Origin of the sequence: Stenotrophomonas sp. GD04054, from assembly GCF_029836955.1 — a bacterium.
Lineage (GTDB): Bacteria > Pseudomonadota > Gammaproteobacteria > Xanthomonadales > Xanthomonadaceae > Stenotrophomonas > Stenotrophomonas maltophilia_A.
In genome coordinates, this window is the sequence record NZ_JAOECR010000021.1 from 1 (window position 1) to 24,914 (window position 24,914).

23 protein-coding genes and 1 riboswitch are annotated in these 24,914 nt (G+C 65.6%); of the genes, 8 read left to right on the plus strand and 15 right to left on the minus strand.

Annotated features, from left to right (window positions below):
- Positions 1-44: 44 nt before the first annotated feature.
- From N7573_RS11595 to N7573_RS11615, 5 genes are all read right to left on the minus strand, one after another.
- Positions 45-1,469, minus strand: coding sequence for a sensor histidine kinase (locus tag N7573_RS11595; RefSeq protein WP_032128221.1), 1,425 nt, complete (start codon positions 1,467-1,469; stop codon positions 45-47).
- Positions 1,470-1,494: 25 nt separating this feature from the next.
- Positions 1,495-2,178, minus strand: a complete 684-nt coding sequence (locus tag N7573_RS11600) for a response regulator transcription factor (RefSeq protein WP_004136763.1) — start codon at positions 2,176-2,178, stop codon at positions 1,495-1,497.
- A gap of 73 nt (positions 2,179-2,251) precedes the next feature.
- Positions 2,252-2,626 (minus strand): hypothetical protein, encoded by a 375-nt coding sequence (locus tag N7573_RS11605; RefSeq protein WP_049399851.1) that lies wholly within the window; start codon positions 2,624-2,626, stop codon positions 2,252-2,254.
- A 212-nt stretch (positions 2,627-2,838) separates the two neighbouring features.
- A complete protein-coding gene (dusA, locus tag N7573_RS11610; RefSeq protein ID WP_071229406.1) occupies positions 2,839-3,870 on the minus strand; it encodes a tRNA dihydrouridine(20/20a) synthase DusA in 1,032 nt (343 codons plus the stop codon).
- Between the two features lie 206 nt (positions 3,871-4,076).
- Complete coding sequence (locus tag N7573_RS11615) at positions 4,077-4,727, minus strand: DUF6338 family protein (protein ID WP_032128193.1); 651 nt, start codon at positions 4,725-4,727, stop codon at positions 4,077-4,079.
- A 280-nt stretch (positions 4,728-5,007) separates the two neighbouring features.
- On the opposite strand from N7573_RS11615, the gene N7573_RS11620 reads away from it, so the two are divergent.
- Both N7573_RS11620 and N7573_RS11625 read left to right on the plus strand, forming a co-directional pair.
- Positions 5,008-5,202 carry a hypothetical protein gene (locus tag N7573_RS11620; protein WP_279911977.1) on the plus strand — a complete coding sequence of 65 codons (195 nt, stop codon included), beginning with the start codon at positions 5,008-5,010 and terminating at the stop codon, positions 5,200-5,202.
- 373 nt (positions 5,203-5,575) lie between these two features.
- Positions 5,576-6,145, plus strand: a complete 570-nt coding sequence (locus N7573_RS11625) for a DUF4304 domain-containing protein (RefSeq protein ID WP_279911978.1) — start codon at positions 5,576-5,578, stop codon at positions 6,143-6,145.
- Positions 6,146-6,185: 40 nt separating this feature from the next.
- Here N7573_RS11625 and N7573_RS11630 read toward each other — a convergent pair whose 3' ends face one another.
- On the minus strand, positions 6,186-7,640 hold the full coding sequence (locus N7573_RS11630) for a SulP family inorganic anion transporter (protein WP_279911979.1): 1,455 nt from the start codon (positions 7,638-7,640) through the stop codon (positions 6,186-6,188).
- Between the two features lie 242 nt (positions 7,641-7,882).
- Here N7573_RS11630 and N7573_RS11635 point away from each other — a divergent pair, with 242 nt between their 5' ends.
- The gene (locus tag N7573_RS11635) at positions 7,883-8,839 is read left to right on the plus strand and encodes a cation transporter (RefSeq protein ID WP_049399847.1); all 957 of its coding nucleotides are present in this window, start codon (positions 7,883-7,885) and stop codon (positions 8,837-8,839) included.
- A gap of 111 nt (positions 8,840-8,950) precedes the next feature.
- Positions 8,951-9,376 carry an organic hydroperoxide resistance protein gene (locus N7573_RS11640; protein ID WP_279911980.1) on the plus strand — a complete coding sequence of 142 codons (426 nt, stop codon included), beginning with the start codon at positions 8,951-8,953 and terminating at the stop codon, positions 9,374-9,376.
- 75 nt (positions 9,377-9,451) lie between these two features.
- Here the strand turns inward: N7573_RS11640 and N7573_RS11645 are convergent, their stop codons facing one another.
- From N7573_RS11645 to N7573_RS11675, 7 genes are all read right to left on the minus strand, one after another.
- Entirely contained in the window at positions 9,452-9,985 is a 534-nt protein-coding gene (locus tag N7573_RS11645; protein ID WP_279943159.1) for a hypothetical protein, read from the minus strand.
- Between the two features lie 142 nt (positions 9,986-10,127).
- Entirely contained in the window at positions 10,128-10,787 is a 660-nt protein-coding gene (locus N7573_RS11650) for a hypothetical protein (RefSeq protein ID WP_279911981.1), read from the minus strand.
- An 866-nt stretch (positions 10,788-11,653) separates the two neighbouring features.
- Positions 11,654-12,544 carry a 3-hydroxyisobutyrate dehydrogenase gene (mmsB, locus tag N7573_RS11655; protein ID WP_004136647.1) on the minus strand — a complete coding sequence of 297 codons (891 nt, stop codon included), beginning with the start codon at positions 12,542-12,544 and terminating at the stop codon, positions 11,654-11,656.
- Entirely contained in the window at positions 12,541-13,716 is a 1,176-nt protein-coding gene (locus N7573_RS11660) for an enoyl-CoA hydratase/isomerase family protein (protein WP_279911982.1), read from the minus strand. Before N7573_RS11660 ends, mmsB begins: the two co-directional genes overlap by 4 nt.
- The gene (locus N7573_RS11665; protein WP_279911983.1) at positions 13,713-14,510 is read right to left on the minus strand and encodes an enoyl-CoA hydratase; all 798 of its coding nucleotides are present in this window, start codon (positions 14,508-14,510) and stop codon (positions 13,713-13,715) included. The genes N7573_RS11660 and N7573_RS11665 overlap by 4 nt, the downstream gene beginning before the upstream one ends.
- Complete coding sequence (locus N7573_RS11670) at positions 14,507-15,673, minus strand: acyl-CoA dehydrogenase family protein (protein WP_121505114.1); 1,167 nt, start codon at positions 15,671-15,673, stop codon at positions 14,507-14,509. The genes N7573_RS11665 and N7573_RS11670 overlap by 4 nt, the downstream gene beginning before the upstream one ends.
- A 14-nt stretch (positions 15,674-15,687) precedes the next feature.
- On the minus strand, positions 15,688-17,193 hold the full coding sequence (locus tag N7573_RS11675; protein WP_049399840.1) for a CoA-acylating methylmalonate-semialdehyde dehydrogenase: 1,506 nt from the start codon (positions 17,191-17,193) through the stop codon (positions 15,688-15,690).
- A gap of 115 nt (positions 17,194-17,308) precedes the next feature.
- Here N7573_RS11675 and N7573_RS11680 point away from each other — a divergent pair, with 115 nt between their 5' ends.
- Entirely contained in the window at positions 17,309-18,676 is a 1,368-nt protein-coding gene (locus N7573_RS11680) for a short-chain fatty acyl-CoA regulator family protein (protein WP_182267060.1), read from the plus strand.
- Between the two features lie 492 nt (positions 18,677-19,168).
- A complete protein-coding gene (locus N7573_RS11685; RefSeq protein ID WP_049399774.1) occupies positions 19,169-20,122 on the plus strand; it encodes a DUF1028 domain-containing protein in 954 nt (317 codons plus the stop codon).
- A 73-nt stretch (positions 20,123-20,195) separates the two neighbouring features.
- On the opposite strand, the gene N7573_RS11690 is transcribed toward N7573_RS11685, so the two are convergent.
- Positions 20,196-22,070, minus strand: coding sequence for a patatin-like phospholipase family protein (locus tag N7573_RS11690; protein WP_279911984.1), 1,875 nt, complete (start codon positions 22,068-22,070; stop codon positions 20,196-20,198).
- A gap of 127 nt (positions 22,071-22,197) precedes the next feature.
- A riboswitch (cobalamin riboswitch) is annotated at positions 22,198-22,413 on the plus strand.
- 175 nt (positions 22,414-22,588) lie between these two features.
- Here N7573_RS11690 and N7573_RS11695 point away from each other — a divergent pair.
- Both N7573_RS11695 and pncA read left to right on the plus strand, forming a co-directional pair.
- Positions 22,589-23,260: an epoxyqueuosine reductase QueH gene (locus N7573_RS11695; RefSeq protein ID WP_008264648.1), complete on the plus strand. Its 672-nt coding sequence runs from the start codon at positions 22,589-22,591 to the stop codon at positions 23,258-23,260.
- Positions 23,261-23,315: 55 nt separating this feature from the next.
- Positions 23,316-23,942, plus strand: coding sequence for a bifunctional nicotinamidase/pyrazinamidase (gene pncA, locus N7573_RS11700; protein WP_149909491.1), 627 nt, complete (start codon positions 23,316-23,318; stop codon positions 23,940-23,942).
- Positions 23,943-23,969: 27 nt separating this feature from the next.
- Here the strand turns inward: pncA and purU are convergent, their stop codons facing one another.
- A complete protein-coding gene (gene purU / locus N7573_RS11705) occupies positions 23,970-24,821 on the minus strand; it encodes a formyltetrahydrofolate deformylase (protein WP_279911985.1) in 852 nt (283 codons plus the stop codon).
- Positions 24,822-24,914: the final 93 nt, after the last annotated feature.

Consider the following 24,914-nt stretch of genomic DNA (forward strand, 5'->3'; position numbering starts at 1 on the left):
GCGCTGTTGCGCCAGGCGATGCCCGGCGGGCGGGAACGCACGGATTACGGCCCCGGCGGCAGGCGCACTTCGAAACGGGCACCGCCCAGTTCCTCGGAGCGGCCTACAGCCAGTTCACCGCGATAATCCTTGATCAGGTCCTGCACGATCGACAGGCCGATGCCGTGGCCCTGCACGCGCTCGTCGCCACGCACGCCACGCTGCAGCACCTTGCCGATGTCGTCCGGGGCGATGCCCGGGCCATCGTCGTCCACCGCCAGCAGCAGGCCGGCGCGGCGCGCGTTCGGTGCCGGCAGCGGCTGCGCGGTCAGCAGCACGCGGCGGTTGGCCCACTTGAAGGCATTCTCCAGCAGGTTGCCCAGCAGTTCCTGCAGGTCACCCGGTTCGCCGTGGAAGCGCGCGGCCGGGTCAATATCGAATTCGCACAGCACGCCCTTGGAGGCGTAGACCTTCTCCAGGCCACGCACGATTTCCTCGGCGTTGGATTCGATCGGCAGCGGCGCGGAGAACAGCTTGTGGCCCGACGACGCAGCACGTGCCAGCTGGTAGGAGACCAGGTTGTTCATGCGCTGCAGCTGCACGTCCAGCTCCTCGCGCAGCGCACCATCGCCCGCGCCGCTGTCCATCTGCGTGCGCAGCACCGCAATGGGCGTCTTCAGGCTGTGCGCCAGGTCGGCCAGGGTATTGCGCTGACGCTCGAGGTTCTCGCGCTCGCTTTCAATGAAGGCGTTGATGCTGTCGGTCAGCGGTTCCAGCTCGCGCGGGTGGCGCTCGCTCATGCGCGCGGTCTCGCCACGCTGCACTTTGGTCAGCTCGGTGATCACGCGGCGCAGCGGGCGCAGGCTCCACTGCAGGATGACGGTCTGCAGCAGCAGCAGGATCAAGCCGATGCCACCCAGGTAGAACCACACCCGGCCACGGAACACCCGCAGCTGCGCACCCAGCGCGCGCGAGTCTTCCATCACGTAGATGGTGTACGGGAATTCGGTGGCGGGATCGGCGTCGGCGTCCCACACCAGGCCCAGGCCATAGCGGTACACCGAGCCCTGGCTGCCGTCGATCTGGATCATCGGCAGCGGGCCTTCGAACACTTCCTGGCGCGGCGCCAGCAGGCCACCGCCGACGGTGGGCAGCATCGGGCCTTCGGCGGACATCGAATTGCCCTTGCCGTGCGGCATCACCACCTGCAGGTACAGGCCGCTGCCCGGCACATCGAAGCGCGAATCCGGTGGCTGCTCGCGGATGTACAGCGAGCGGTCGCGGGTGAAGTCGATGCCGGCCGCATAGGCGGTGGCGTAGTTCTTCAGGCGCTCACGCAGGTTCGCCTTCGCCGTATCGGCGAAGGCGGCGTCGAGCGCGTAACCGGCCAGCGCCAGGAACGCGACCAGGCCCACGGACGCGGCGAGCATCTGGCGCGCCTGCAGTGAGCGCGGCCGCCAGCGTCGGAAGAACCACAGACGGCCGGACATCATGGTATCGCCAGGGTGAGCCGGCTCAGCCCTCGTTGCGGGGGATCGCGAAACGGTAGCCGCGACCGCGCACGGTCTCGATCGGCTTCAGCTCGCCATCCGGATCCAGCTTCTTGCGCAGGCGGCCGATGAAGACCTCCAGCACGTTCGAGTCGCGGTCGAAGTCCTGCTGGTAGATGTGCTCGGTGAGATCGGCCTTCGAGACCAGTTCACCGGCATGCATCATCAGGTACTCCAGCACCTTGTACTCGTAGCTGGTGAGGTCGACATTGCTGCCGGCCACGCTGACGGTCTGGGCGGCGAGATCCAGCGCAACCGGGCCGCATTCCAAGGTCGGCTTGCTCCAGCCAGCGGCGCGGCGCAGCAGCGCGTTGACGCGGGCCAGCAGTTCTTCGACGTGGAACGGCTTGACCAGGTAATCGTCGGCGCCCTGCTTCAGGCCCTCGACCTTGTCCTGCCAGCTCGAACGCGCGGTCAGGATCAGGACCGGGAACTTCTTGCCTTCGTCACGCAGGGCCTTGATCAGCTCCATGCCCGACATCTTGGGCAGGCCGAGGTCGATGATGCCGACATCGAACGGAACTTCGCGCCCCATGTAGAGGCCTTCCTCGCCGTCCTGCGCAGCATCGACGGCAAAGCCTTCGCGCTTGAGCCGGGCTGCCAGGGTCTCACGCAGCGGGGCTTCGTCTTCGACCAGAAGGATACGCATGAACTCTCCCTAGTGTCCTGGGTGTGGCCCGGAGGCCTGTGGGGTACGGGTTGATAGCGACAACTATCCCTGTTCAGGGGTTATCGCCGCGTAGTGATGACATATCCGACCGCGGCGTGCGCGGCTGTGAACGCGACGGGGCGGGGTCGTCCATGTAGCGGACCCGGCCCCGATCGTCCATGTACTTCACCCGGTTGATATCACGACCATCGAACGGCACGCGCTCGGCGCCGAGGATGTGGCCGCCGGTGGTGCGCTGCACGCGGCGCACGGCATCGGACAGCGAACGCTCGTCGCCACGGTTGCCGCGCTCGCCCCGCTCCATCATCTCCGCCCGCCCCTGGTCGCCGCGCGGCGGCTGTTGCGCCAGCGCCGAAGACAGCGGCACAGCCGACAGGACCACGCAGGTGGCCAGGGCAATGCGGCGGTGGAAGGGAGCGGAAGACATCGATGCGATCCTAGCCGAGCACGGCGATTCGTTCAAAAGTCGTAAATCCGGCGCCGGGTTCGAAACCCAGCGTTTTACAAATCTTTTGCAAATTCTTGGTTTACAGCGGTGAATCCGGTCTGAACTTTTCCGGCCCTGCGCCCGAGTCGTTCAGCTAAGTGAACATTCGGGACGAATCGCCGTCCCTTGTCAAGTCAGGAATGTGACTGCGGTCACGCTGCGGCGCGATCAGCTTCGCGGTCGGTGACCGCCAAGGCCTGTTCGATCAGGCTCCAGCCGGCGCCGGGGCGGTGTGCGCCCTCGCTCAGCACCTGGCGGAATGCGCGCCCACCGGGCTGGCCGTGGAACAGGCCGAGCAGGTGGCGGGTGATGTGCTTCAGCGCCAGGCCTTCGCCCAGCTGCGCCTCGATGTAGGGGCGCATCGCGCGCAGCAGGTCGCCACGGGCCTGCAGCGGGGCGCCGGTGTGCAGCGCCTCCAGCTGATGCAGCAGGTAGGGGTCGTGGTAGGCCGCGCGGCCCAGCATCACGCCATCGACGTGCGCGGCCTGCGCCTGCACCGCCTCGATGCTGGCCAGGCCGCCGTTGATCACCACCGGCAGTGCCGGGCGCTCTTGCTTCAGGCGGTAGGCCCAGTCGTACTTCAGCGGCGGAACCTCGCGGTTCTCCTTCGGCGACAGGCCCTTCAGCCACGCGTTGCGCGCGTGCACCACCACCATCGCCGCACCGGCGGCGACCTGGCGGTCGACGAAGCTGGCAAACACGTCGTAGTCGTTGTCCTCGTCCACGCCCAGGCGGCACTTCACCGTCACCGGGATATCAACCGCGTCGACCATCGCCGCGACGCATTCGGCCACCAGCGCCGGCTCGCGCATCAGGCAGGCGCCAAAACGCCCGGCCTGCACGCGGTCGGACGGGCAGCCGCAGTTGAGGTTGACCTCGTCATAGCCCCACTCGGCGGCGATGCGCGCGGCCTGCGCCAGCAGCACCGGATCACTGCCACCCAGCTGCAGCGCCAGCGGCTGCTCGCTGCGGTCGAAGCCGAGCAGGCGCTCGCGGTCGCCGTGGATGACCGCGTTGGCGTGCACCATTTCCGTGTACAGGCGCGCGCCCGGCGCCAGCACGCGATGGAACACGCGGCAATGGCGGTCCGTCCAGTCCATCATCGGGGCAACGGACAGGCGCAGGGAATCGGCGTAACGGGCGGTGGCGGACGTCATCGGGGCATTGATCGTGGAGACTGGCATTGCCAGTGAGATCAATAGTTTACACCGGGCGGCTGAATGCGCCCGGTCAGCCGCGCGGCGAGCGCCGGTTCGGCCCGGCTCCGGCTGGCGGCCGGGGCGGACTGGGCGGTGGCGGCGGACGCTTCCTGCCCTCGGGGAGCTTGGGGTTCGCGTTCTCCATGGATACGACCAACTGGTCCAGTGGTGGGTTGGAACCCTTCCTCAACTTAGCCATCGTCTGTCTCCTGGAGAATCTCGACCCACTGCACATCCACTGCGTGAATCAGTATGCCATCGAGCTGCGGAAGCTCGACCACGGCGGGGCTGGCCACGGGATCCGCTGCTGGATCGGCACCTTCATCGGGTGGATCCGCATCCACCAGCCAGGCCGGCATCTGCATGTAGAACTGTCCCGCAGCGGGGCTGATCGGCCACTCCTTGGGATAGCCGGTCAATCGACGGCCATCCTTCAATTGCAGCACCACGAAGGCAGGACGCGTACCGAGCACGCAGTACCACTCGCTCGGGTGGGATGTCCTCGTGGTGAAGCCTGCGCGGCGGAGAACCCTGTGGAGGGAATCCTTGTTCGCAGCGAGGGCCAATCCTGCCCCCAGCAGTGCGGCGAGGACAAAACCCCATAGCAGGCTGCTGGTCTCGGTCCAGGTCCCCAGCACAAAGCAGCGACCAGCCAGCAGGAGCATCAGTTCGGTGAACTTGACCAGCACCTGGACCGCGAAGGTGAATACCAGCGCTTCCACGGTCCGTTCGAACTGCGGCGGCTTGGGATGGGATGTCAGCCCATAGAACACCCAGGCTGCCAGGAAGCCCGGCAGCAGAAAGGTCAGCAGCGTGGTGGCGTTGTTGAAGAGCGAATCCATTCCGGCAGAAGTACTCCGTCGTGAGGATCACAACGGAGCACGATCGCGGCGATTCTTCCACCCGATGTGGGGTTCACAGGCTGAAGATGCAGCAACCGCAACAGCGGCCATGGCGTTGCAATGCTGCAGTCGCAGCCTATAGCGTCAATGTGCGCTATCGAACGGCACCTTCCAATGCCCTGCACCGCGTCGCTCGGGAAAGCTCGACCAAGCTGGTGGTCTGCCATGTGAGGTACAGTCCAACGCGTTGCAGGTTGCAAACGCTTTCCTTGGATTCGCAATGAGCAGGCTGAGGACGATTCCCTTCGATCCCGCAGACTATCTGGATGATGACGTCGCAATCGCCACCTATCTGAGCGCAGCGTTGGCGGTTGGTGATGCAAGCCATTTCCAGGAGGCGCTTGGAACAGTCGTGCGAGCGCGCGGCTCACGCGGCAATGCCGAAGAATCGGGTCTTGGCCGCGACAACCTATAGGTAGGCGCGCATCGTGCCCGCTTCGCTCGCCGGGCATCACTCGGCGCTACCCTCGTAACGCTGCAGGTCTTGCAGGATCGGGCCCCCCGCTAGACCGTCTCATCCACTTCCAATCCAAAGCGATTGGCAATGAAAGAAGCTGCAATTTGCGCGGTGCAACAATCCGTGTTGTATCGCAACGTACGAGCTTGGGCGTAGCGATCACATAACTAGCGTCAAATGCGACATGTTCTGACGCCAGCTCCAATTGCACCTTCCTTTTCAGCCGATAGGCTTTAGTACATCGCACCTGCATACCCGCTATTTCATGCCCCCACCTGCAGTCATCTTCCCGCCCATGCTCGCCTCGTGAGGCCCAATGAAAAGGCAAGCTTTGGACACCGCCTACGCCTCAATAAAGGGCGCAGGATTTGTGCGTAACGGGCCGGCTTTCATGAGAGTGCGCGAGCACTTCATAGATGTTCTTTCACTGCAGACCAGAAGCGACGGCAAAGCACTCGCACTCAATGTCGGTGTGCTTGCCCGCTTCATCGCGGGGCGTTGCACGGATCAGACCACGAATCTCAACGAAGCCGACTGCGACGTGAGATGCAGGGCCGCTCCCCCAGGGAAAAGCGACCATTGGATAAGCATTGAACAGGACGCTGATCTGCTCAAGACCGAGGTGGATGCTCTTTTGACAGAGAATGCCCTTCCCTTTTTTTCACAGTTCCAGGACATCGATTCCATCTGTGGAGCTTTGACGGTCGCGGCCATTCAGGCCGACTCGACGCCGGCACACTTCAGTTCGATCACACGCGTCCGCAGGGCCCTGCTCGCTGCCCTTTCATGGCAGGCAAAGGATGGCACCGAGTCTGCCAAGGTGCTGGCCGCATATGGACTCTCCATCAGTAATGGAGCTACCGCACTGAAAGGCCAATTCAGGAAAATTCTGGAGGCTTAGCCGCCTCCAGAATTGACACGGGCATTGGAGCGCTACCGCCTCAATGCCCCCCGCGCGCGCCGCCCACCTGCTCGATCAACGTCTGGCTGGCCGCATTGAGCCCCACCACCGTCACCTCCGCACCATGCGTGGCCAACTTTTCCTGCGCCCGCTCCAGCGCGGCCACGGCAGTCAGGTCCCACAGGTGCGCATCGCGCAGATCAATCTGCACCTTCGGCGCCACGTGCTGGTAATCGAACGCTGCACCCAGCTGCCCTGCCGAGGCAAAGAACACCTGCCCACGCACGCGGTAGACCTGGGTGTCACCGGCATCGTCGCGCTGCACGCCCAGCATGCGGCCGACCTTGCGTGCGAAGAACAGGGCCGACAGCAGTACACCGCTGAGCACGCCCTTGGCCAGATCGTGGGTAGCCACGGTGACCACCACGGTCAGCAGCATCACGGCGGAGGAACTACGCGGATGCGTGCGCAGGTCGCGCAGCGAGCGCCAGCTGAAGGTGCCGATGCTGACCATGATCATCACCGCCACCAGCGCGGCCATCGGAATCTGCCGCACCAGGTCGCTGCCGTACACCACCAGCACCAGCAGGAACACACCGGCCACCAGGCAGGACAGGCGGCCGCGGCCACCGGAAGTCACGTTGATCACCGACTGTCCGATCATCGCGCAGCCGGCCATGCCGCCGAGGAAGCCGGTGACCGTATTCGCCACGCCCTGGCCGACACATTCGCGGTTGCGCTCGCTGGGCGTCTCAGTGATGTCCTCGACGATCTGCAGGGTCATCATCGATTCAAGCAGGCCGACCACGGCCAGCGTGGCCGATACCGGCAGCAGGATGCGCAGGGTCTCCCAGGTGAGCGGTACGTCAGGCAGCAGGAAATGCGGCAGGCTGTCAGGCAACTGGCCCATGTCGCCGACGCTGCGTACGTCTACACCAAAGCCGATCACCACGGCAGTCAGCACCACAATGGCCACCAGCGGTGATGGCACGGCGCGGGTGAGGCGTGGCAGCAGGTAGATGATCGCCAGCGCGGCGGCGCACAACACGTAGACCGCAGGGCCGCGGCCGATCAGCTCGGGCATCTGTGCCAGGAAGATCAGGATCGCCAGCGCGTTGACGAAGCCGGTGATGACCGAGCGCGAGACGAAACGCATCAACGCGCCGAGCTTGAACACGCCGGCCAGCACCTGCAGCAACCCCGCCAGGATGCTGGCAGCGAACAGGTACTGCAGGCCGTGGTCCTTGACCAGGTCGACCATCACCAGCGCCATTGCACCGGTGGCGGCGGAGATCATGCCGGGGCGGCCGCCAGCGATGGCAGTGATGACGGCAATCGAGAACGCGGCATACAGGCCGACCTTTGGGTCGACGCCGGCGATGAGCGAGAACGCGATGGCCTCGGGAATCAGGGCCAGGGCGACGACGATGCCGGACAGCAGGTCGCCACGGATGTTGCCGAGCCATTGCTGGCGCAGGGGGTAGGACGTTTGCATGGGAAAGCTCCGCGCGCAGGCGGGCGTGGCCGCATGGCGCTGCAGTGGAAAGACACGGGTTCCTGAGCCGGGCGGGCCGGCTGCCGATGTGCGGCAAGGGTCAGGGTGGCGTGATCACTGCAGGCGGGCGTCGGTACGTGGGAGGGGCGCAGTCTACGGGAACCGGCCCCACAGGGGTAGCACAGTTGGCCGGCGAAGGCAGCGAAAAGCAGCGGAGCGTGGCTCCGCTCTACAATTGAACCATGGCCGCCAACCGCCCGCAGTTCTTCGACCCCGCCACCGAACAGGGCGTGCTGCGCCTGTCGATCGCCGCCTCGCTGCTGCTGGCCGCGGCGGCGGTGGTATTCGGCCTGCTGGCCAATTCCTCGCTGATCATCTTCGACGGCATCTACGGCCTGATCGACGTGGTGATGACCTGGCTGTCACTGCTGGTGGCGCGGTTGATCGCGCTGTCCACGCAGACCGACGCCCTGCAGTCGCGGCTCAACCAGCGCTTCACCATGGGCTTCTGGCACCTGGAGCCGATCGTGCTGGGGGTGAGCGGCACACTGATGATCGGTGCGGCGCTGTATGCGCTGGTCAATGCGGTGGACGCGTTGATGTCCGGGGGCCGCCACATCGCCCTCGGCCCGGCCATTGCCTTCGCCGGGCTGTCGATCGTAGGCGAAGCCGCGCTGGCCTGGTTCATCCTGCGCGCCAACCGCCGCATCGGCTCGGAGTTCATCGCGCTGGACGCGAAGAACTGGGTGATCGCGGCCAGCATGTCGGCCTGCTACCTGCTGGCGTTTCTCGGCGGCGTGCTGGTACAGGGCACCTCGTGGGCCTGGGTCGGGCCGTACATCGACCCGGCCATCCTCGCCTTCGTCTGCGTGCTGGTGATGATCGCCCCGCTCGGCACGGTGCGCCGGGCGCTGGCCGGCATCCTGCTGGTCACCCCGCCGGAACTGCAGGCCCATGTGGATGCAGTGGCACGCGGGATCGTGGCCAAGCACGGCTTCGTCGAGCACCGCAGCTACGTGGCCCAGGTGGGGCGTGGCGAGCAGATCGAGCTGTTCTTCGTGGTGCCGGAAAACGACCCGCCGCGGCCCCTGGTGGAATGGGACCAGCTGCGCGACGAGATCGGCGATGCACTGGGCGAGGCCTCGCCGGACCGCTGGCTGACCATCATGTTCACCACCGACCGCGAATGGACGATCTAGGCTGGCAGGACGATCGATCAAATTTTTCGTACGCATTGCAACCCAACGTACGCGGAAACCGGGCAAAGTAGGCTCCATCGCAACACCCACCCACCGACCAGGAGCATCCCGATGTCCATCGAAAAGGTTCTGTACACCGCCCAGGCCACCTCCACCGGCGGCCGTGAAGGCCGTTCCGTCTCCTCCGACAACGTGCTGGATATCCAGCTGTCGACCCCGCGCGAGCTGGGCGGCGCCGGCGGCCCGGGCACCAACCCGGAACAGCTGTTCGCGGCCGGCTACTCGGCTTGCTTCCTAGGCGCGCTGAAGTTCGTGGCCGGCCAGGCCAAGGTCGCGCTGCCGGCCGACGCCACGGTGACCGGCAAGGTCGGCATCGGCCAGATCCCGACCGGTTTCGGCATCGAAGCCGAGCTGACCATCAGCGCTCTTGGCGTGCCGCGCGAGCAGCTGGAAGAACTGGTGCAGAAGGCGCACATCGTGTGCCCGTACTCGAATGCCACGCGCGGCAACATTGACGTGACGCTGGTCGTTGCCTGATTAGGTCAACGCACAAAGCCAAATTCGCCGGATCGGATGCTATTCCGAGCTCCGATCCGGCGACTTGTACGACTTTCAACCAGGAACCGTGTACCAGTTCCCATCTGTCGTGTCGGGCTCTCCGATTCCAGCCCAGGAAAAGATGATGCAACTGGCGTCATCGTCGGATTGAAATGGATCGCCAACCTGAGTGGTTGAACTGTAGCCGTCGGTGGAGATGGCCCATGTCATATCGTCGTTCTGTTCCAGAGTCACTGTTTCTGGCTCCATCCAGCGACGGGGCTTGAAGCAGCGTGTGACTGTTGATCGATCTCCGGGAGCCGGCTTCTCTCCCATCTGAATCAACGTTTCTTCCTTGGTATGGGGACGCGTCAACCAGACCACCCCCCTATCTCTCAGCGAGCCAATTCGACAGTCTCCAGCTACCAGGACGGAGGCGGCCTGACTTCCCTTCTCAGTCAACAAAACTCCGTAGGCAGCCATCGATTGCCTGTACTGATGCCGCAGTTCTGTGTGGACCGACTGCATCATCAGTGACACCTCTGCGCCAACGACTGTGGGTGCCCCATACCATGACTGCAACAACCGGCAGACGAGTTCACGTGCCATCCTTCCTCGGGAAGGCGACGACGTGAATTCATCTACTATGACCGCGATTGCTTGGTTACCAACTATTGATAGCCCACCAGCATCGTGATTCCATTCTCGCTCGAGCCCCCTTCGGCTGGTCCAAACGGGCCTCCTTATCCCATTACTCAACTACCTTCTCCATTCTTGAGTAGATGAGATCACGTACTGCCCGATCACTTGCGGCGCTTTCGACTGCGTACTGCAGACCATCACATGCCAGCAGCGCACCGATTTCAGCCCTGATGAAATCCCGTACATCTTCAGGGGCGTCCGCCACCTCCTGTACGAGCTCCGCTCGGCCTTGAAACAAGGTGATCACGTCCTCGATGTCAGTACTCGACCATACATCGCCATTTCCCCTACCCTTGTACGCGTCCAATTTCGTCGCCAGGAAGTACTCCGGCGTTACAAGGCGAATCTCGGTTTCGCCAACCAGGGCTGGCTGTGCGGCAGCCAGCGCTCGTTCGTACCATTGATTCGAGAATCCAAGAATCTCGGCGTCATACGGCATGAAGTCGACCCTCAGATCGCCGAGGAAGAGGGCGCAGACCGGAGTTTGCTCATGCAGCTTGTCGTGAAATCCCTGCGCCCTCAATTTCTCCTGCAGAAGCTGCCAATCCACTCGTCCGATAACCGGCACTATAAGATCTACATCCTTGGTGTGCCTGATGTTATGCATCGCCAGTGGGTCTGTAAGTTGTAGTCCCGTGGTTGATCCACCGATGAATGCAACTTTTGACCGTAGTTCGCTCCCGAGCGCCCTAGCCACCTTTTCAATCATTTGCCTGTGATCCTGCACCGCATACTGATTCACTGGTTCAAAGCCTCGCCTTTTCGGGTAGATTCATGATTGATGCCAGTTGATCTTCCGCAATTGCCCGTTCTCGGGGTAACCCCACTCTCAATGAATCTGTCAACGCAAGCATCGCGTAGAGCAGGGGATCCGATTTAACAGCATGAGGGACCGTGGGAATAAGCGGTTCGATTGACTGCCCATGACTACTTCCTGTCACGCTCGGCCAGACAAGCAAGTGCTCACCAACTGTCGCCAGATGTTCCGCAAGGACAGGGGCGCTCATTGCGGTTGCGATTCCCCGGGTAATCAGCCCAGGGCGGACGGGGAAAATGAATCTGGAAGCGTGCACCAACACCCCCAGAAGAGCCGGCACATTTGTCTTCAGAAGCTCTGTCCTTCGATCAGGAAAGGCAAGCCCATTGTCGAGGCATCGATTCAGAGCCAAGCCAACTTGGCTCTTGCTAATGCCTGTGTCACCTGCCAACTGCCTAACGGTGAAGAGCCCGCGCCAGTGATTCTCGAATCCGGGTCTACTGTGATCCCAATGCCAGTCCTCATGTTGCGCATGCTCCCACCCCTGCCAGTTCCTGGATCGGAGGTGTAGTTGGCTACCCGCGTCAGCCTTCCAAAGGCTGATGAGCCTTAGAAGCAGAACGACATCTTGACCTTTGATCATGAGCCCACCCCAGAGTGTCCCGCGTCCCGGGACTTGGGACACATAAGATCCTGAACAAAATGGATTGTCAAATAAAAATGGGCGGATGCCGGTCGAAACCGAACATCCGCCCATCCCACCTTCGTTGTCCCGCACGGGGGCATGAGGTTGCCGGCCAGCGGCCGGCACTACCAGGTCACTTCTCGCTCGTAATGAGCTGCACGACGCTGGAGAAATCCAGCTTGCCGCGGCCGGCCTGGTGATTCATCGAGTACAGGTTGCGGGCCACTTCGCCCAGCGGGATCGAGGCGCCGACACTCATCGCCGCTTCCACCGCCAGGCCCATGTCCTTCAGCATCAGATCGCTGCCGAAGCCGCCGCTGTAGCCGCGCGAGGCCGGGGCGTTTTCCAGCACGCCCGGCCACGGATTGCACACTTCGGTGGCCCAGCTGCGGCCGGTGCTGACGGCCATCATCTGCGACAGCACCTTCGGATCCAGCCCGTGCGCCACGCCGAGGGCGATGGCTTCGCCGGTGACCGCCATGATCACGCCCAGCGCCATGTTGTTGCACAGCTTGGCCACTTGGCCGGCACCACTGGCGCCCACATGGAAGATGTTCTTGCCCATCGCCTGCAGCACCGGGCGGGCGCGCTCCAGCGCGTCCTCCTCACCACCGACGATGAAGGTCAGGGTGCCGGCCTGGGCACCGGCGGTGCCGCCGGACACCGGTGCGTCGATCATCTGCAGGCCACGTGCGGCAGCGGCTTCAGAGACCTTGCGGGCGCTGGCCGGTGCGATCGTGCTGCAGTCGATGACCAGTGCGCCGGCCGGAATCGCGGCAAGAATGCCGTCATCGCCCAGGTACACGCCTTCGACGTGGCGGCTGGCCGGCAGCATCGAGATCACCACCTCGGCATCGGCCAGGGTTTCGCGCGCCGATGCGGCCGCGCTGGCGCCGGCATCGACGGCGGCCTGCACCGCGGCCGGGACCAGATCGAACACGCGCACGGTATGGCCGTTCTTGACCAGATTGGCGGCCATCGGGCCACCCATGTTGCCCAACCCGATGAATGCAATGCGGCTCATGCAAGGCTCCTTTCAACAAGGGGAGTGCCCAGGTCGGCCAGCGGATGCGCGGCATCGGCCCAGGGGGAAGCGAAGAAGGTGTCGGCCCACGCGCCGGTGGCCTCGGCCAGGGTGGCCGGGTTCCACTGCGGATTGCGGTCCTTGTCGATCAGCAGCGCGCGGATGCCTTCGGCGAAATCACCGTGGGCGGCGCAATGCAGGGCGACGATGAACTCCAGGCGGTAGATCGCGGCCAGGTCCTGGCCGGCACTGCGACGCTGCAGCTCGTACGACAACCGTGCCGAACCGGGTGCACCGGCGGCGAGGGTCTTTTGTGCGGCCTGCAACCAGGCATCGTCGGTCTGCAGACCGGCGATGCGCGCAATGATGGCCTGCAGGTCATCCCCTTCGCACAACGCATCAACCTGCGCCGCATTGGCCAGCAGCGGGCCGGTGGCAGCATCGCTGGCATGCGACTGCAGCAGATGGCTGAGCCGTTCGTGGTTGTGTGCGGCATCGCTGGACCACGCGACCTGCAGCAGCGCATCGAACACCGCGCTGCGGCGTTCTTCGGCCACGTGCACGTCGGCCAGGCCGGCGTAGATGGCGTCGCCCGGATTGAGCAGCGCACCGGTCAGCGCCAGGAACAGGCCGCCCTTGCCGGGTACACGCGGCAGCAGCCAGCTGCCACCCACATCGGGGAACAGACCGACGGTGATTTCCGGGAAGGCCAGCTTGGAGCGCTCGCTGACCACGCGGTGGCTGGCACCGGACATCAGGCCGATGCCACCGCCCATCACGATGCCATGGCCCCAGCACAGGATCGGCTTGGCATAGGTGTGGATGAGGTAATCGACGCGGTATTCGACGTCGAAGAACTCCGCCGCGTAATCGTTCTCGCGGATGTCGCTGCGGCCGGCCTCGCGGAAGGCGACCATGCTCTTGTACAGGCTGTGCAGGTCGCCGCCGGCGCAGAACGCCTTTTCGCCTGCGCCCTGCAGCACCACCATGGCGATGCCATCGTCGTCGGCCCAGGCATTCAACTGCTTCAGCAGCAGGTGTGCCATCGGCAGCGAGAAACCGTTGAGCGTACGCGGCGCATTGAGCGTGGCGATGCCGATGCGCGTGCCGTTGCCGGCCACGCGCTCTTCGAACAGCACCGGTGCGTCGTCGGCAGCGGTGTCGGTGCTCATGCGTTCTTCCACTGCGCAGCGCGCTTTTCCAGGAACGCGGTCACGCCCTCGACCTGGTCGGCGGTGTCGAACAGGTCGACGAAGGCTTCGCGTTCGGCCACCAGCGCCGAAGCGTGGGTGCCGGTGCGGGTGGCCTGCACCAGGGTCTTGCAGGCGGCGATGCTGGTCGGGCTCTGCTTGCCGGCCTTCTTCGCCCATTCCAGCGCCAGCGCCTTGGCTTCGCCCTTGCCGACCTTTTCTTCGGCCAGGCCAATGCGCAGCGCGGTGTCGGCATTGATGCGCTCGCCCAGCAGGATCATGCGCTTGGCCCAGCCCTCGCCGACCAGGCGCGGCAGGTTCTGGGTGCCACCGGCGCACGGCAGCAGGCCGACAGTGGCCTCTGGCAGCGCAACCTGGGCATGGTCTTCAATGATGCGCAGGTCGCAGGCCAGCGCGCATTCCAGGCCACCACCCATGGCGTAGCCGTTGATCGCGGCGATCGACACGCCACGGAAACCAGACAGCGCTTCGAAGGCTTCACCGAAGCGGCGCGCGGCTTCACGTGCAGCGGCCTTGTCGCCGGAGGCGAACTGGTTGAGATCGGCACCGGCAGAGAAGAACTTCTCGCCGTCACCGATGATCACCAGCGCGTAGATGTCGCGGTCTGCGTTGAGCGCGCCGACCAGATCACGCAGCGCCGACAGGCTGTGCACGGTCCAGGTATGCGCCGGCGGGTTGTTCAGGGTGACCACGGCGGTGTGGCCATCCACCTCCACCTTCAGGCCCACGTGCTCCTGGGTACGCCAATCCTTCATCGCAGTTCCTCTTCGGTGTTGAGCAGGTGACGGGCAACGATCACCCGCATGATCTCGTTGGTGCCTTCCAGGATCTGGTGCACGCGGCAGTCGCGCAGCAGGCGCTCGATCGGGTATTCGCGGATGTAGCCGTAGCCGCCGTGGATCTGCAGTGCTTCGTTGCAGACGTTGAAACCGGCATCGGTAGCGAAGCGCTTGGCCATCGCGCACCAGACGTTGGCATCGCTGGCACCGGCATCGAGCTTGCGCGCGGCGGTGTGCACCATCTGCCGGGCGGCCACCAGCTGGGTGACCATGTCGGCCAGCTTGAACTGCAGGGCCTGGAACTCGGCCAGTGCCTTGCCGAACTGGCGGCGCTCGCCCATGTAGCGGCGTGCAGCGTCCAGCGCACCCTGCGCGGCGCCCAGCGAGCAGGCGGCGATGTTGATGCGGCCGCCATCGAGCCCCTTCATCGCCAACTTGAAGCCGCCGCCTTCCTCTCCCAGAAGGTGGCTGACCGGTACGCGGACGTTTTCGAAGGTGATGCCACGGGTGGGCTGGCTGTTCCAGCCCATCTTCTCTTCCTTGCGGCCGAAGCTGATGCCCGGCAGGTCGGCCGGCACCGCAATGGCGCTGACACCGCCGGCACCGGCACCACCGGTACGCGCCATCACCACCAGCAGCTCGGTGGCACCGGCGCCGGAAATGAAGGCCTTCGAGCCGTTCAGCACATAGAAGTCGCCATCGCGCACGGCGGTGGTCTTCAACGACGCCGCGTCGGAACCTGCACCGGGTTCGGTCAGGCAGTACGAGGCCAGCTTGCTGCCCGAGGACAGGTCGGTTCCCCACGCATCGCGCAGCGCCGGCTGGCCCCACTTGGACACCATCCACGAGGCCATGTTGTGGATGCTGATGTACGCCGCGGTCGACGGATCGACGTTGGCGAGCTCCTCGATGACGACGGCGGCGTCCAGTCGGCTCAGGCCGCTGCCGCCCACTTCCGGGTCCATGTACAGGCCGCAGAAGCCCAGTTCACCGGCCTTGGCGATCGCCTCGCGCGGAAAGATGCCCTCCGCATCCCATCGCGCGGCGTGCGGCGCCAGTTCGGCCTGTGCGAAGTCGCGCGCCGCCTCGCGGTACGCCTGCTGCGCTTCTTCCAGTTCCGTCGTCATCGAGTGGCTCATGGCTGCTCCTGCCGTTACTTCAGGCTGATCGTGGTGTTGACGCCGTGGCTGAGCGTCTCGTCATCGAACCAGCGCGCGGTGACCGTCTTGGTCTGGGTGTAGAACAACACCACCTGCTTGCCATACGGACCCAGGTCGCCCAGCTTGGAGGCGCGCGAACCGGTGAACGAGAACAGCGGCACCGGCACCGGGATCGGCACGTTGATGCCGACCTGGCCGACGTCGATGTCTTCCTGGAACTTGCGCGCGGCGGCGCCGGACTGGGTGAACAGTGCGGTGCCGTTGCCGTTCGGGTTGCTGTTGACCATCGCGATGGCTTCTTCCAGCGTCTCTGCTTCGAGGATGACCAGCACCGGCCCGAAGATTTCTTCCTGGTAGATGCGCATGTCGGTGGTGACACCGGCAAAGATGGTCGGGCCGACAAAGTTGCCCTTTTCGAAACCATCGACCTGCGGCTTGCGGCCATCGAGCACCAGCTTGGCGCCCTGCTCCACACCCGACGCGATCAGGCCTTCCACGCGCTCGCGGGCGCTGCAGGAAATGACCGGACCGACGTCGGTGCCGGCGACGGTGCCGCCGCTGACCTTCAGGGTCTTGGCCTTGGTGACCAGGTCCTGCACCCAGTTGCGTGCTTCACCGACCAGCACCAGGGTGGAGGCGGCCATGCAGCGCTGGCCCGCAGCACCGAAGGCGGCGCCGACCATCGCGTTGAGGGTCTGTTCCTTGTTGGCGTCCGGCAGCACCACGGCGTGGTTCTTGGCGCCCATCATGCACTGCACGCGCTTGCCGGCCAGCGAGGCACGGTTGTAGACGTGGGTGCCGACGCGGGTGGAACCGACGAATGACACGGCCTTGATGTCCGGGTGGTCGCAGATCGCGTTGACCACTTCCTCGCCGCCGTGGACGACGTTCAGCACGCCCTTCGGAATGCCTGCTTCCAGGGCAAGCTCGACCAGGCGCATGGTGACCATCGGGTCCTGCTCGGACGGCTTGAGGATGAAGGTGTTGCCCGTTGCAATCGCCATCGGGAACATCCACAGCGGGATCATCGCCGGGAAGTTGAACGGGGTGATGCCGGCGCACACGCCCAGCGGCTGCATGATCGTGTAGGTGTCCACGCCATTGGCCACGTTGTTGGCCAGCTCGCCCAGCTGCAGGTTGCCGATGGCGGCGGCGTGCTCGACCACTTCCAGGCCGCGGAACACATCGCCTTCGGCGTCCGGCAGGGTCTTGCCCTGTTCGGCGGTGAGGATGTGGGCCAGCTCGCTCATGTTCTCGCGGATCAGCTGCTGGTACTTCAGGAAGATGCGCGCACGGGTGCCGATCGGGGTCTTGCGCCAGGTCTTGAAGGCTTCCTTGGCGGCGGCGACGGCGGCGTCCACTTCGCCGGTGGTGGCGAACGGCACCTTGGCCAGCACGTCCTGGGTGGCCGGATTGATCACGTCCTGCCAGTGGGAGGTGGCCGATTCAACGAACTGGCCATCGATCAGCATGCGGATACGGGGCGCTGCAACAGTCATGACGACAATCCCACAGGGTGCGAAAGATGCTTGGCATTATTCACAGCACCCACCTCGATTTCCGGGCTGAATCCGCTTAATCTGGCCAACACACCAGACGATTCATGTTAATTCTGTGAATTATTCAGCCCCCCAGCGACAACTTGGCCTGCGCCTGCTGCGGCTGCGCGAGCAGCGCGGCTACAGCCAGGCGGATCTGGCACGGGCGCTGGGGCTGTCGGCCAGCTACCTGAACCAGATCGAGCGCAACAAGCGCCCACTGACCCCGGCTGTGCAGAAGAAGCTGGGCGAGGTATTGGGCGACGTTTCCGCACTGTTCGACGAGGATGAGCCCGCCGCCCTGCAGGAAGCGCTGGGCGAGACCCTGCGCGATCTGGGCCTGGCCGAGGTCAGCGCCACCGAACTGCGCGCGCTGGCCGGCAACCTGCCGCAGGTCAGCCGCGCCCTGCTGGACCTGCACCGCCGCCACCTGGCGCTGCGCGAGCATGCCGCGGCGCTGGAATTCCAGCTGGGCGAGCCCGGTGCCGGCAGCACCCTGCCCGCTGGCGACCAGGTACGCGAATTCTTCAACCGCATGCACAACCACATTCCCGAGCTGGACGAGCTGGCCGAGCAGCTGTTCGCCGAGTGGGGGCTGTCGCCCGGGCACGTGGCACCGCGGCTGCGCCAGCTGCTGGCCGACCGCCATGGCGTGCTGGTGGAAGTGGCCGCACTGCAGGCCGGGCGCGAGAAGCGGCAATACGATGCCGGTGCGCGGCGGCTGTGGCTGCCCGATTACCTGGAGCCCGGCCAGCAGGCGTTCCAGATGGCGGCCGAGCTGGCACTGCACGGCTACCTGCCGCAGATCGATGCGGTGGTGGCGCGCGCCGGGTTCACCGATGACGCGCGCATCGCGCAGGCACGGATCGGTCTTTCCAACTATTTCGCCGGCGCGCTGGTGATGCCGTACATGCGCTTCCTGCGTGCGGCCGAAGCCAGCAGCTACGACATCGAACTGCTGGCGCATCAGTTCGGCGTCGGCTTCGAAGCGGTCTGCCACCGGCTGAGCACGCTGGCGCGGCGCAGTGCGCCCGGGCTGCCGTTCTTCTTCATCCGCGTGGATCGCGCCGGCAATGTGTCCAAGCGTCATTCGGCCACCGATTTCCATTTCTCGCAGGTGGGCGGCTCGTGCCCGCTGTGGATCGTCTACGAGGCGTTCAACCAGCCCGGGCGGATCCTGACGCAGACCGCGCGCATGCCCGATGGGCGGCGCCACTTCTGGCTGGCGCGGCAGGTCAGCAGCGGGCCGGTGGGGCATGGCCAACCGCGGAAGACGTTCGCGGTGGCGCTGGGCTGCGATCTGCAGCATGCCGAGCGGCTGGTGTATTCATTGGGGCTGGATGTGCAGAGTCCGGGTAATTCGGTGTCGATCGGACCGGGGTGCCGGGTGTGCCCGCGCGAGGACTGCATGCAGCGCGCGTTCGCGCAGTTGCCGGGGCGGTAGGGTTGGTTCGGCAGGGCTGCGCCCTGCACCTGCTTCAATCCAAGGCAACAGCAAAAGCAACAGCGGGCTTTCCGTGGGATGGCGGGGTGGATCCGGTTGCGGGGGACGCTGCAAGTCCCCCTCCGGGGCCCGGCGCAGCCGCTGGCGGCTGTGCGTTCGGGCGCTTGCGAAGCAATGCTTCGCAAGCAAAGCGCCCTCACCCATGTAAGCTCGGTCGCCGCATCCATGCGGCTCACGCCCCCGCAACCGGACCCACCCCGCCTTCGACAGTTTCCCGCTGCTGTTGGTGGGTGCTGACCGTTGGTCGGCACGCTGCTGTTGGTGGGTGTCGACCTTGGTCGACACGGTAGATCCACGCCATGCGTGGATGCGCTTCGATGAAGTTTCGAAATATTCGATCTCGATCGGATTCCATCCACGCATGGCGTGGATCTACTAGACCTTTCGTGCGTAGGCTGCATCCCATTGCAATGCCCGCCCATGGAGACACCTATGTCCCTGTTGCGCTCTTGCCTGGCCCTGCTGCTCACTGCCACCGCCGCGCCGGCGTGGGCGACCTTTTCCATTGCCGCCTGCAACGAGGCCGGCGACTGCGGGGTGGCGGTGGCCACGCACAACCTGGCGGTCGGGGGCGTGGGTGTGCCGTGGGCACAGGCCAAAGTGGGCGCGGTCGCCAGCCAGTTCGAGACCAACCCGACCTATGGGTCGAAAGGCCTTGAACTACTGGCCAAAGGTCGCACGCCTTCGCAGGTGCTGAAGCAGCTGTTGGATGAAGACGGCAACTTCGATGGCACCACCCTCGCCGAGCGCCAGGTGGGGCTGGTCAGTGCGCGCGGCGGCAATGCGCAGTACACCGGCGCCACCGCGCAGCAGGCCAGCTGGGCCGGTGCGCACGGCGACGGCATGTTGAGCGTGCAGGGCAATGGCCTGGCCGGACCGGACGTGCTGGCGGCAATGCAACGTACCTTTACGGCTTCGCACGGAGCGCTGGCCACACGCCTGCTGGCGGCGCTGGAAGCCGGCCAGGCCGCGGGCGGCCAGCGCAGTGGGCAGTGGTCGGCCGCGCTGCTGGTGCGCACGCCAGGAGGCGACTGGCAGGACACCGACCTGCGCGTGGACGCCGACCCGCGTGCGGTCGCGAGGCTGCGCGAGCTGTACGACATGCGCCTGTCCAACGAGGCGATCATCCAGGCCGAGCAGCGTTGGGAGAACGGCGATGTGGCAGGTGCGCGCGCTGCGCTGGCGTCCTCGTTGTCACTGGCCCACGGCTGGGACCGTACCTGGGCGCGCGCTGCGCGCCTGGCCATGCGGCAAGGTGATTTCGCGCTGGCCCGCGAATACCTGGCCGGCCTGCGTGCGCTCAATCCGGGCTGGGTGAAGCAGGAGCTGGCGCTGCCGTTGTATGCACCCTTGCAGGGTGATGCGGTGGTTGCACCCTGGCGATGAAGCACCGCAGGGAGCAGATCGTGCCGACCAAGGTCGGCACCCACCAGAACAGTTCAATCGGCCGCGGCGGAGATCAGTAGATCGGCGTCACCTTCATCTGCGGCAGCGGGCGCGGTGCGCCGTCGGTGAGGTCCGGGCCGAGGTCCTCCCAGGTACGTCCCTGCTCGACCATCAGCCCCCACAACTGCTGCGATGCCAGCCGCTTGTCTTCCGAGCCCAGCTTGTACGACGGCGGCGTCGGCTGGCCACTGGCAACCATCGCGTACGCCGCGCGGTAGGCCAGTACCTGCTGCGCCGGGTCGTCGGTGCGCGCCACTTCCAGCGTGTAGCGCTGGTAGGCCGAGGCCAGGTTGCGCCAGCGGATCCAATAGTGGTTCTCGAACGAAAACGAACAGAAGCGCGCACCGGCCAGGCTGCCCTTGTCGGCGATGCGGGTCAGCACGTCCTGCGGCATGTCCAGGTTCATGCCGCCCTCGTCGCCCTGCAGGCTGACGTGCACGATGCGGTCGCGGTAGCCCGGTGCACGCGCCTGCAGCAGGTCGCGCCAGTTCTGCATGGTCGCCACCACCGCGAACAGGAAACGGCCCAGCTCCGCAGCGGCCAGCGGAGTGGCGATCGACTGATAGGTACGCTGCCAGCCATGACGGTTTTCGGTGGGCAGGAACACGGCGTGTTCCAGCGCCTGACGGCCACTGCTGCCGTGGCTCACGTCTTCGGCGTGCTGCGGGTAGACCAGATTGATGGCGAAGGTTGGCCAGCGCGGCAACGCGGCATCGAACAGGTGGATCGGGAAGTTGCTGCTGATGCCACCATCGGAGAACCAGCAGATGCGGAACGCGGTGATCACCGGTCCGCAGGTCTGCCCGGCACTGGTCAGCCCTTCCATGCTGTCGGCCACGTTGTGCTCCTGGTCGGCCGCAGGTGCGGTCGGTTCGCAGCGACGCTCGCGGCGCGAGGGCTCATGCAACGGCACCGCGCTGATCAGCAGCGGGAAGCTCAGGCTCATGCGCGTGGCCACCAGCACCGGCAGCTTCGGGCCCTGCGGCAGGTGGTAGTACCGGCGCCCTTCCACCTCCAGTGGCGGGCCGGCCTGCGTCACCAGCCACTGCACCACGCTGGCCGGAAACAGCTGCTCGAACTCCTCGCGCAGGAACCAGAACTGCGCGCCGCCCAGCGGCAGCGTGCGCGGCTCGTTGTGCGACACACAGGTGGTGATCATCTGCAGGCTGATCGCATGCGGGCTGTCCGGCTCGCCGGCATAGCGCGGCGCATCGTGCAGATCGGCGAACGTGAGCGGTGCATCCAGCGGCTTGCCGGACAGCTGCTGCAGGCACTCGTGCAACCATTCGGTCAATGCCGGCGTGCGTGCATCGCGGCCGAGGCCGCTGCACAGGCCCAGCAGGTTACGGCGCGCCACCCGCGCTACCCGCAGCGCGGCACCGGCCACGCCGGCACCGTACGCGCACAGCAGTGATGGCAGCAGCGTGGCGGCCACGCCGCTCCAACCGCCGCCCCACCAGCCCAGGCCGAGCAGCAGCGCCAGCGACACCAGCACCTCCAGTGGCGCAATCTCGAACACCGCGATGGCCAGGCACAGCAGCTTGTGTGGCAGGCGGGCATTGCCGGTCAGCACCACCAGCAACCGGTAGGCGGCGCGCGCGCCCCGTGCCGGCTGGAACAGGCTGTAGATGAAGCCGCGCCGCGACAGCTGCGCCGACACCGCCGACAGCCCGCCGTAGCCGGCATCGCCGGGCAGGTGTTCACCCGCCTGCTGGCGACGATCACCGCACGCCGCCGCGGCCGCCACCGCCGCGGCGATGGCGCCGGCCGAGGTGCCGCCGATGCTCTTGAATCGATACTCGCGCGCCAGCGCCAGTACCGCATTGGGGTACACGATGCCGCTGGTGATGCCGCCTTTCATGACCAGATCGCAGTACTTCGCCGCCACGAGCCACCTCCCGTCTGTCGGTGGCCAGTATGGCAAGAGGCGCTCTCACAGCCTGAGAAGCGAGCCACAGCCCTGCGCTTTCATTGGCCCTTGACCATTGCCCTCGACGCGTCCACCGTGGGCACGCCGAAGGTATCCCTGCCGTGGCATTGATGGCGGCAGGGATTTAAACGGGAATCCGGTGAAGGCGCCTCGCGCGCCCATTCCGGAGCTGCCCCGCAGCGGTGAATGGAAACGAATCCTGCCAACAGCACTGGGCTCACGCCTGGGAAGCGGTGGGTAGTAGGTGGGCTGCGGCCCGTGTCCATCAGCCCGAATACCGGCCCCGGCCGGGGGACACGACCGTCCCCTGACTCGACCTGGAATCTCCGCGGGGAGGTTGCCGGGGCCGTCGTCGTCCTGCGCATGCGGGCCGCGCGGCCGCGCGCGTCCTGTTCACGGTATCCGGCCAGACCTGTTCACCCACGCGCTGATGCATGGGCCACCGCCGTTGCCGGCGGTCCATGCGGTACCTGACGATGACCGAGCTCCAACGCCCTACCCTGACCCTGCCCGCCGACGGCAAGCGCCTGCTGCTGCATTCATGCTGCGCGCCCTGCTCCGGCGAAGTGATGGAGGCGATCACCGCCTCCGGGATCGACTACGCGATCTTCTTCTACAACCCCAACATTCATCCGGTGAAGGAGTACGAGCTGCGCAAGCAGGAGAACATCCGCTTCGCCGAACAGCACGACATCCCGTTCATCGACTGCGACTACGACACCGACAACTGGTTCAGCCGTGCACGCGGCATGGAGAACGAGCCCGAACGCGGCATCCGCTGCACGATGTGCTTCGACATGCGCTTCGAGCGCACTGCGCTGTACGCGCACGAGCACGGCTACGACACCATCAGTTCGTCGCTGGGCATCTCGCGCTGGAAGAACATGGCGCAGATCAACGACTGCGGCATCCGTGCCGCGTCGCGCTATGAAGGCCTGCAGTACTGGGACTACAACTGGCGCAAGGGCGGCGGTGCCAGCCGCATGATCGAGATCAGCAAGCGCGAGCAGTTCTACCAGCAGGAATACTGCGGCTGCGTGTACTCGCTGCGCGATGCCAACCGTCACCGCCGCGAGAATGGCCGCGAACGGATCAAGATCGGCCTGCTGTACTACGGGCAGGACGCTGAGACGCCGCAGGGCGATTGACGTGTGGGCATGGGGCGGCCACGCTGGTCGCCCCTTCTGCTGTACCGGAACTGCCATGACCGCCCTGCCCGCCGATGTCGCCCTGCTGGTGATCGACCTGCAGCCGGACTTCATGCCCGGTGGCGCGCTGGCCTGCGACCAAGGCGATGCGCTGGTGGCACCGATCGCCGATCTGCTGGCACAGCGCCGCTACCGCACCGTGGTGGCAACACAGGACTGGCACCCGGCCGACCATGCCTCGTTCGCCAGCCAGCACCCCGGCCAACGCCCCTTCGAGACCATCCTGCTGCACGCGCAGCCGCAGACCCTGTGGCCGGACCACTGCGTGCAGGGCAGCGCCGGTGCCGCGCTGCATCCGGGCGTGGACTGGACCGTGGCCGACCTGATCCTGCGCAAGGGCACGCGCCAACAGGTGGATTCGTACAGCGCCTTCCGCGAGAACCATGGCCCCGATGGCGAGCGCCCGGCCACCGGCCTGGCCGGCTGGCTGCACGAGCGCCGCATCCGCGAAGTGCACGTGTGCGGCCTGGCTCGCGACTACTGCGTGCTGTGGAGCGCGCAGGACGCGGTGAAGTCCGGCTTCCGGGTGAAATTCCTGTGGGAGCTGACCAAGCCGGTGACCGACGCCAACGACGCGATGGTGCGTGAAGCGCTGGGCAAGGCGGGGATCGCGATCGCCTGAGCCACCACCGCCAGGCACGGCCCGGTGCTACCGGAACACCACCGTGCGATGCCCGTTGAGCAGGATGCGGTGCTCCACATGGCGGCGCACGGCGCGGGCCAGCACCAGCGATTCGGTATCGCTGCCCAGCCGCACCAGCTCGCGCGGCGCCATCGCGTGGTCCACGCGGGCCACGTCCTGTTCGATGATCGGGCCTTCGTCCAGATCCTCCGTGACGTAGTGCGCGGTGGCGCCGATGATCTTGACCCCGCGCGCGTGTGCCTGGTGGTACGGCTGCGCGCCCTTGAAGCTGGGCAGGAAGCTGTGGTGGATGTTGATCGCACGGCCGGCCAGCGCGCGGCACAGCGTGGGTGACAGGATCTGCATGTAGCGCGCCAGCACCACCAGATCGATGCGTTCGCGCTCGACCAGGTCGATGATCTGCTGTTCCTGCACCGCGCGCGTATCAGCGGTCACCGGCAGGTGGTGGAACGGCACCTGGTAGGACGCCGCCAACGGCGCGAAGTCGGCGTGGTTGGACGCTACTGCGGCAATGTCCACCTTCAGCTGGCCGCTGTGGGCACGGAACAGCAGGTCGTTGAGGCAGTGCCCCTGCTTGCTGACCAGCACCAGCAGGCGTGCACGGCGGCGGCCATCATGCAGCTGCCAGTCCATGCCGAAGCCGGCGGCGAGCGTAGCCATGGCGGCGCGCACGGTCTCCAGCGGCAGGCCGGCATCGCGATCGAAATGCACGCGCAGGAAGAAGCGGCCGCTCTCCTCGTCGCCGAACTGCTGGGCGTCGAGAATGTTGCAGCCGTGGTCGAACAGCAGGCCGGAAACGCGGTAGACGATGCCGGTACGGTCGGGGCAGGACAGGGTGAGGATGGAATCGGGGCGCATCGCCCGAGTGTAGGGCAGCGACCTGCCCTCGGGATCGATGGTCACCGATGCAACCGACCTGCTTGGTTCAGTCCCAAGCGATACTTGGGTTTC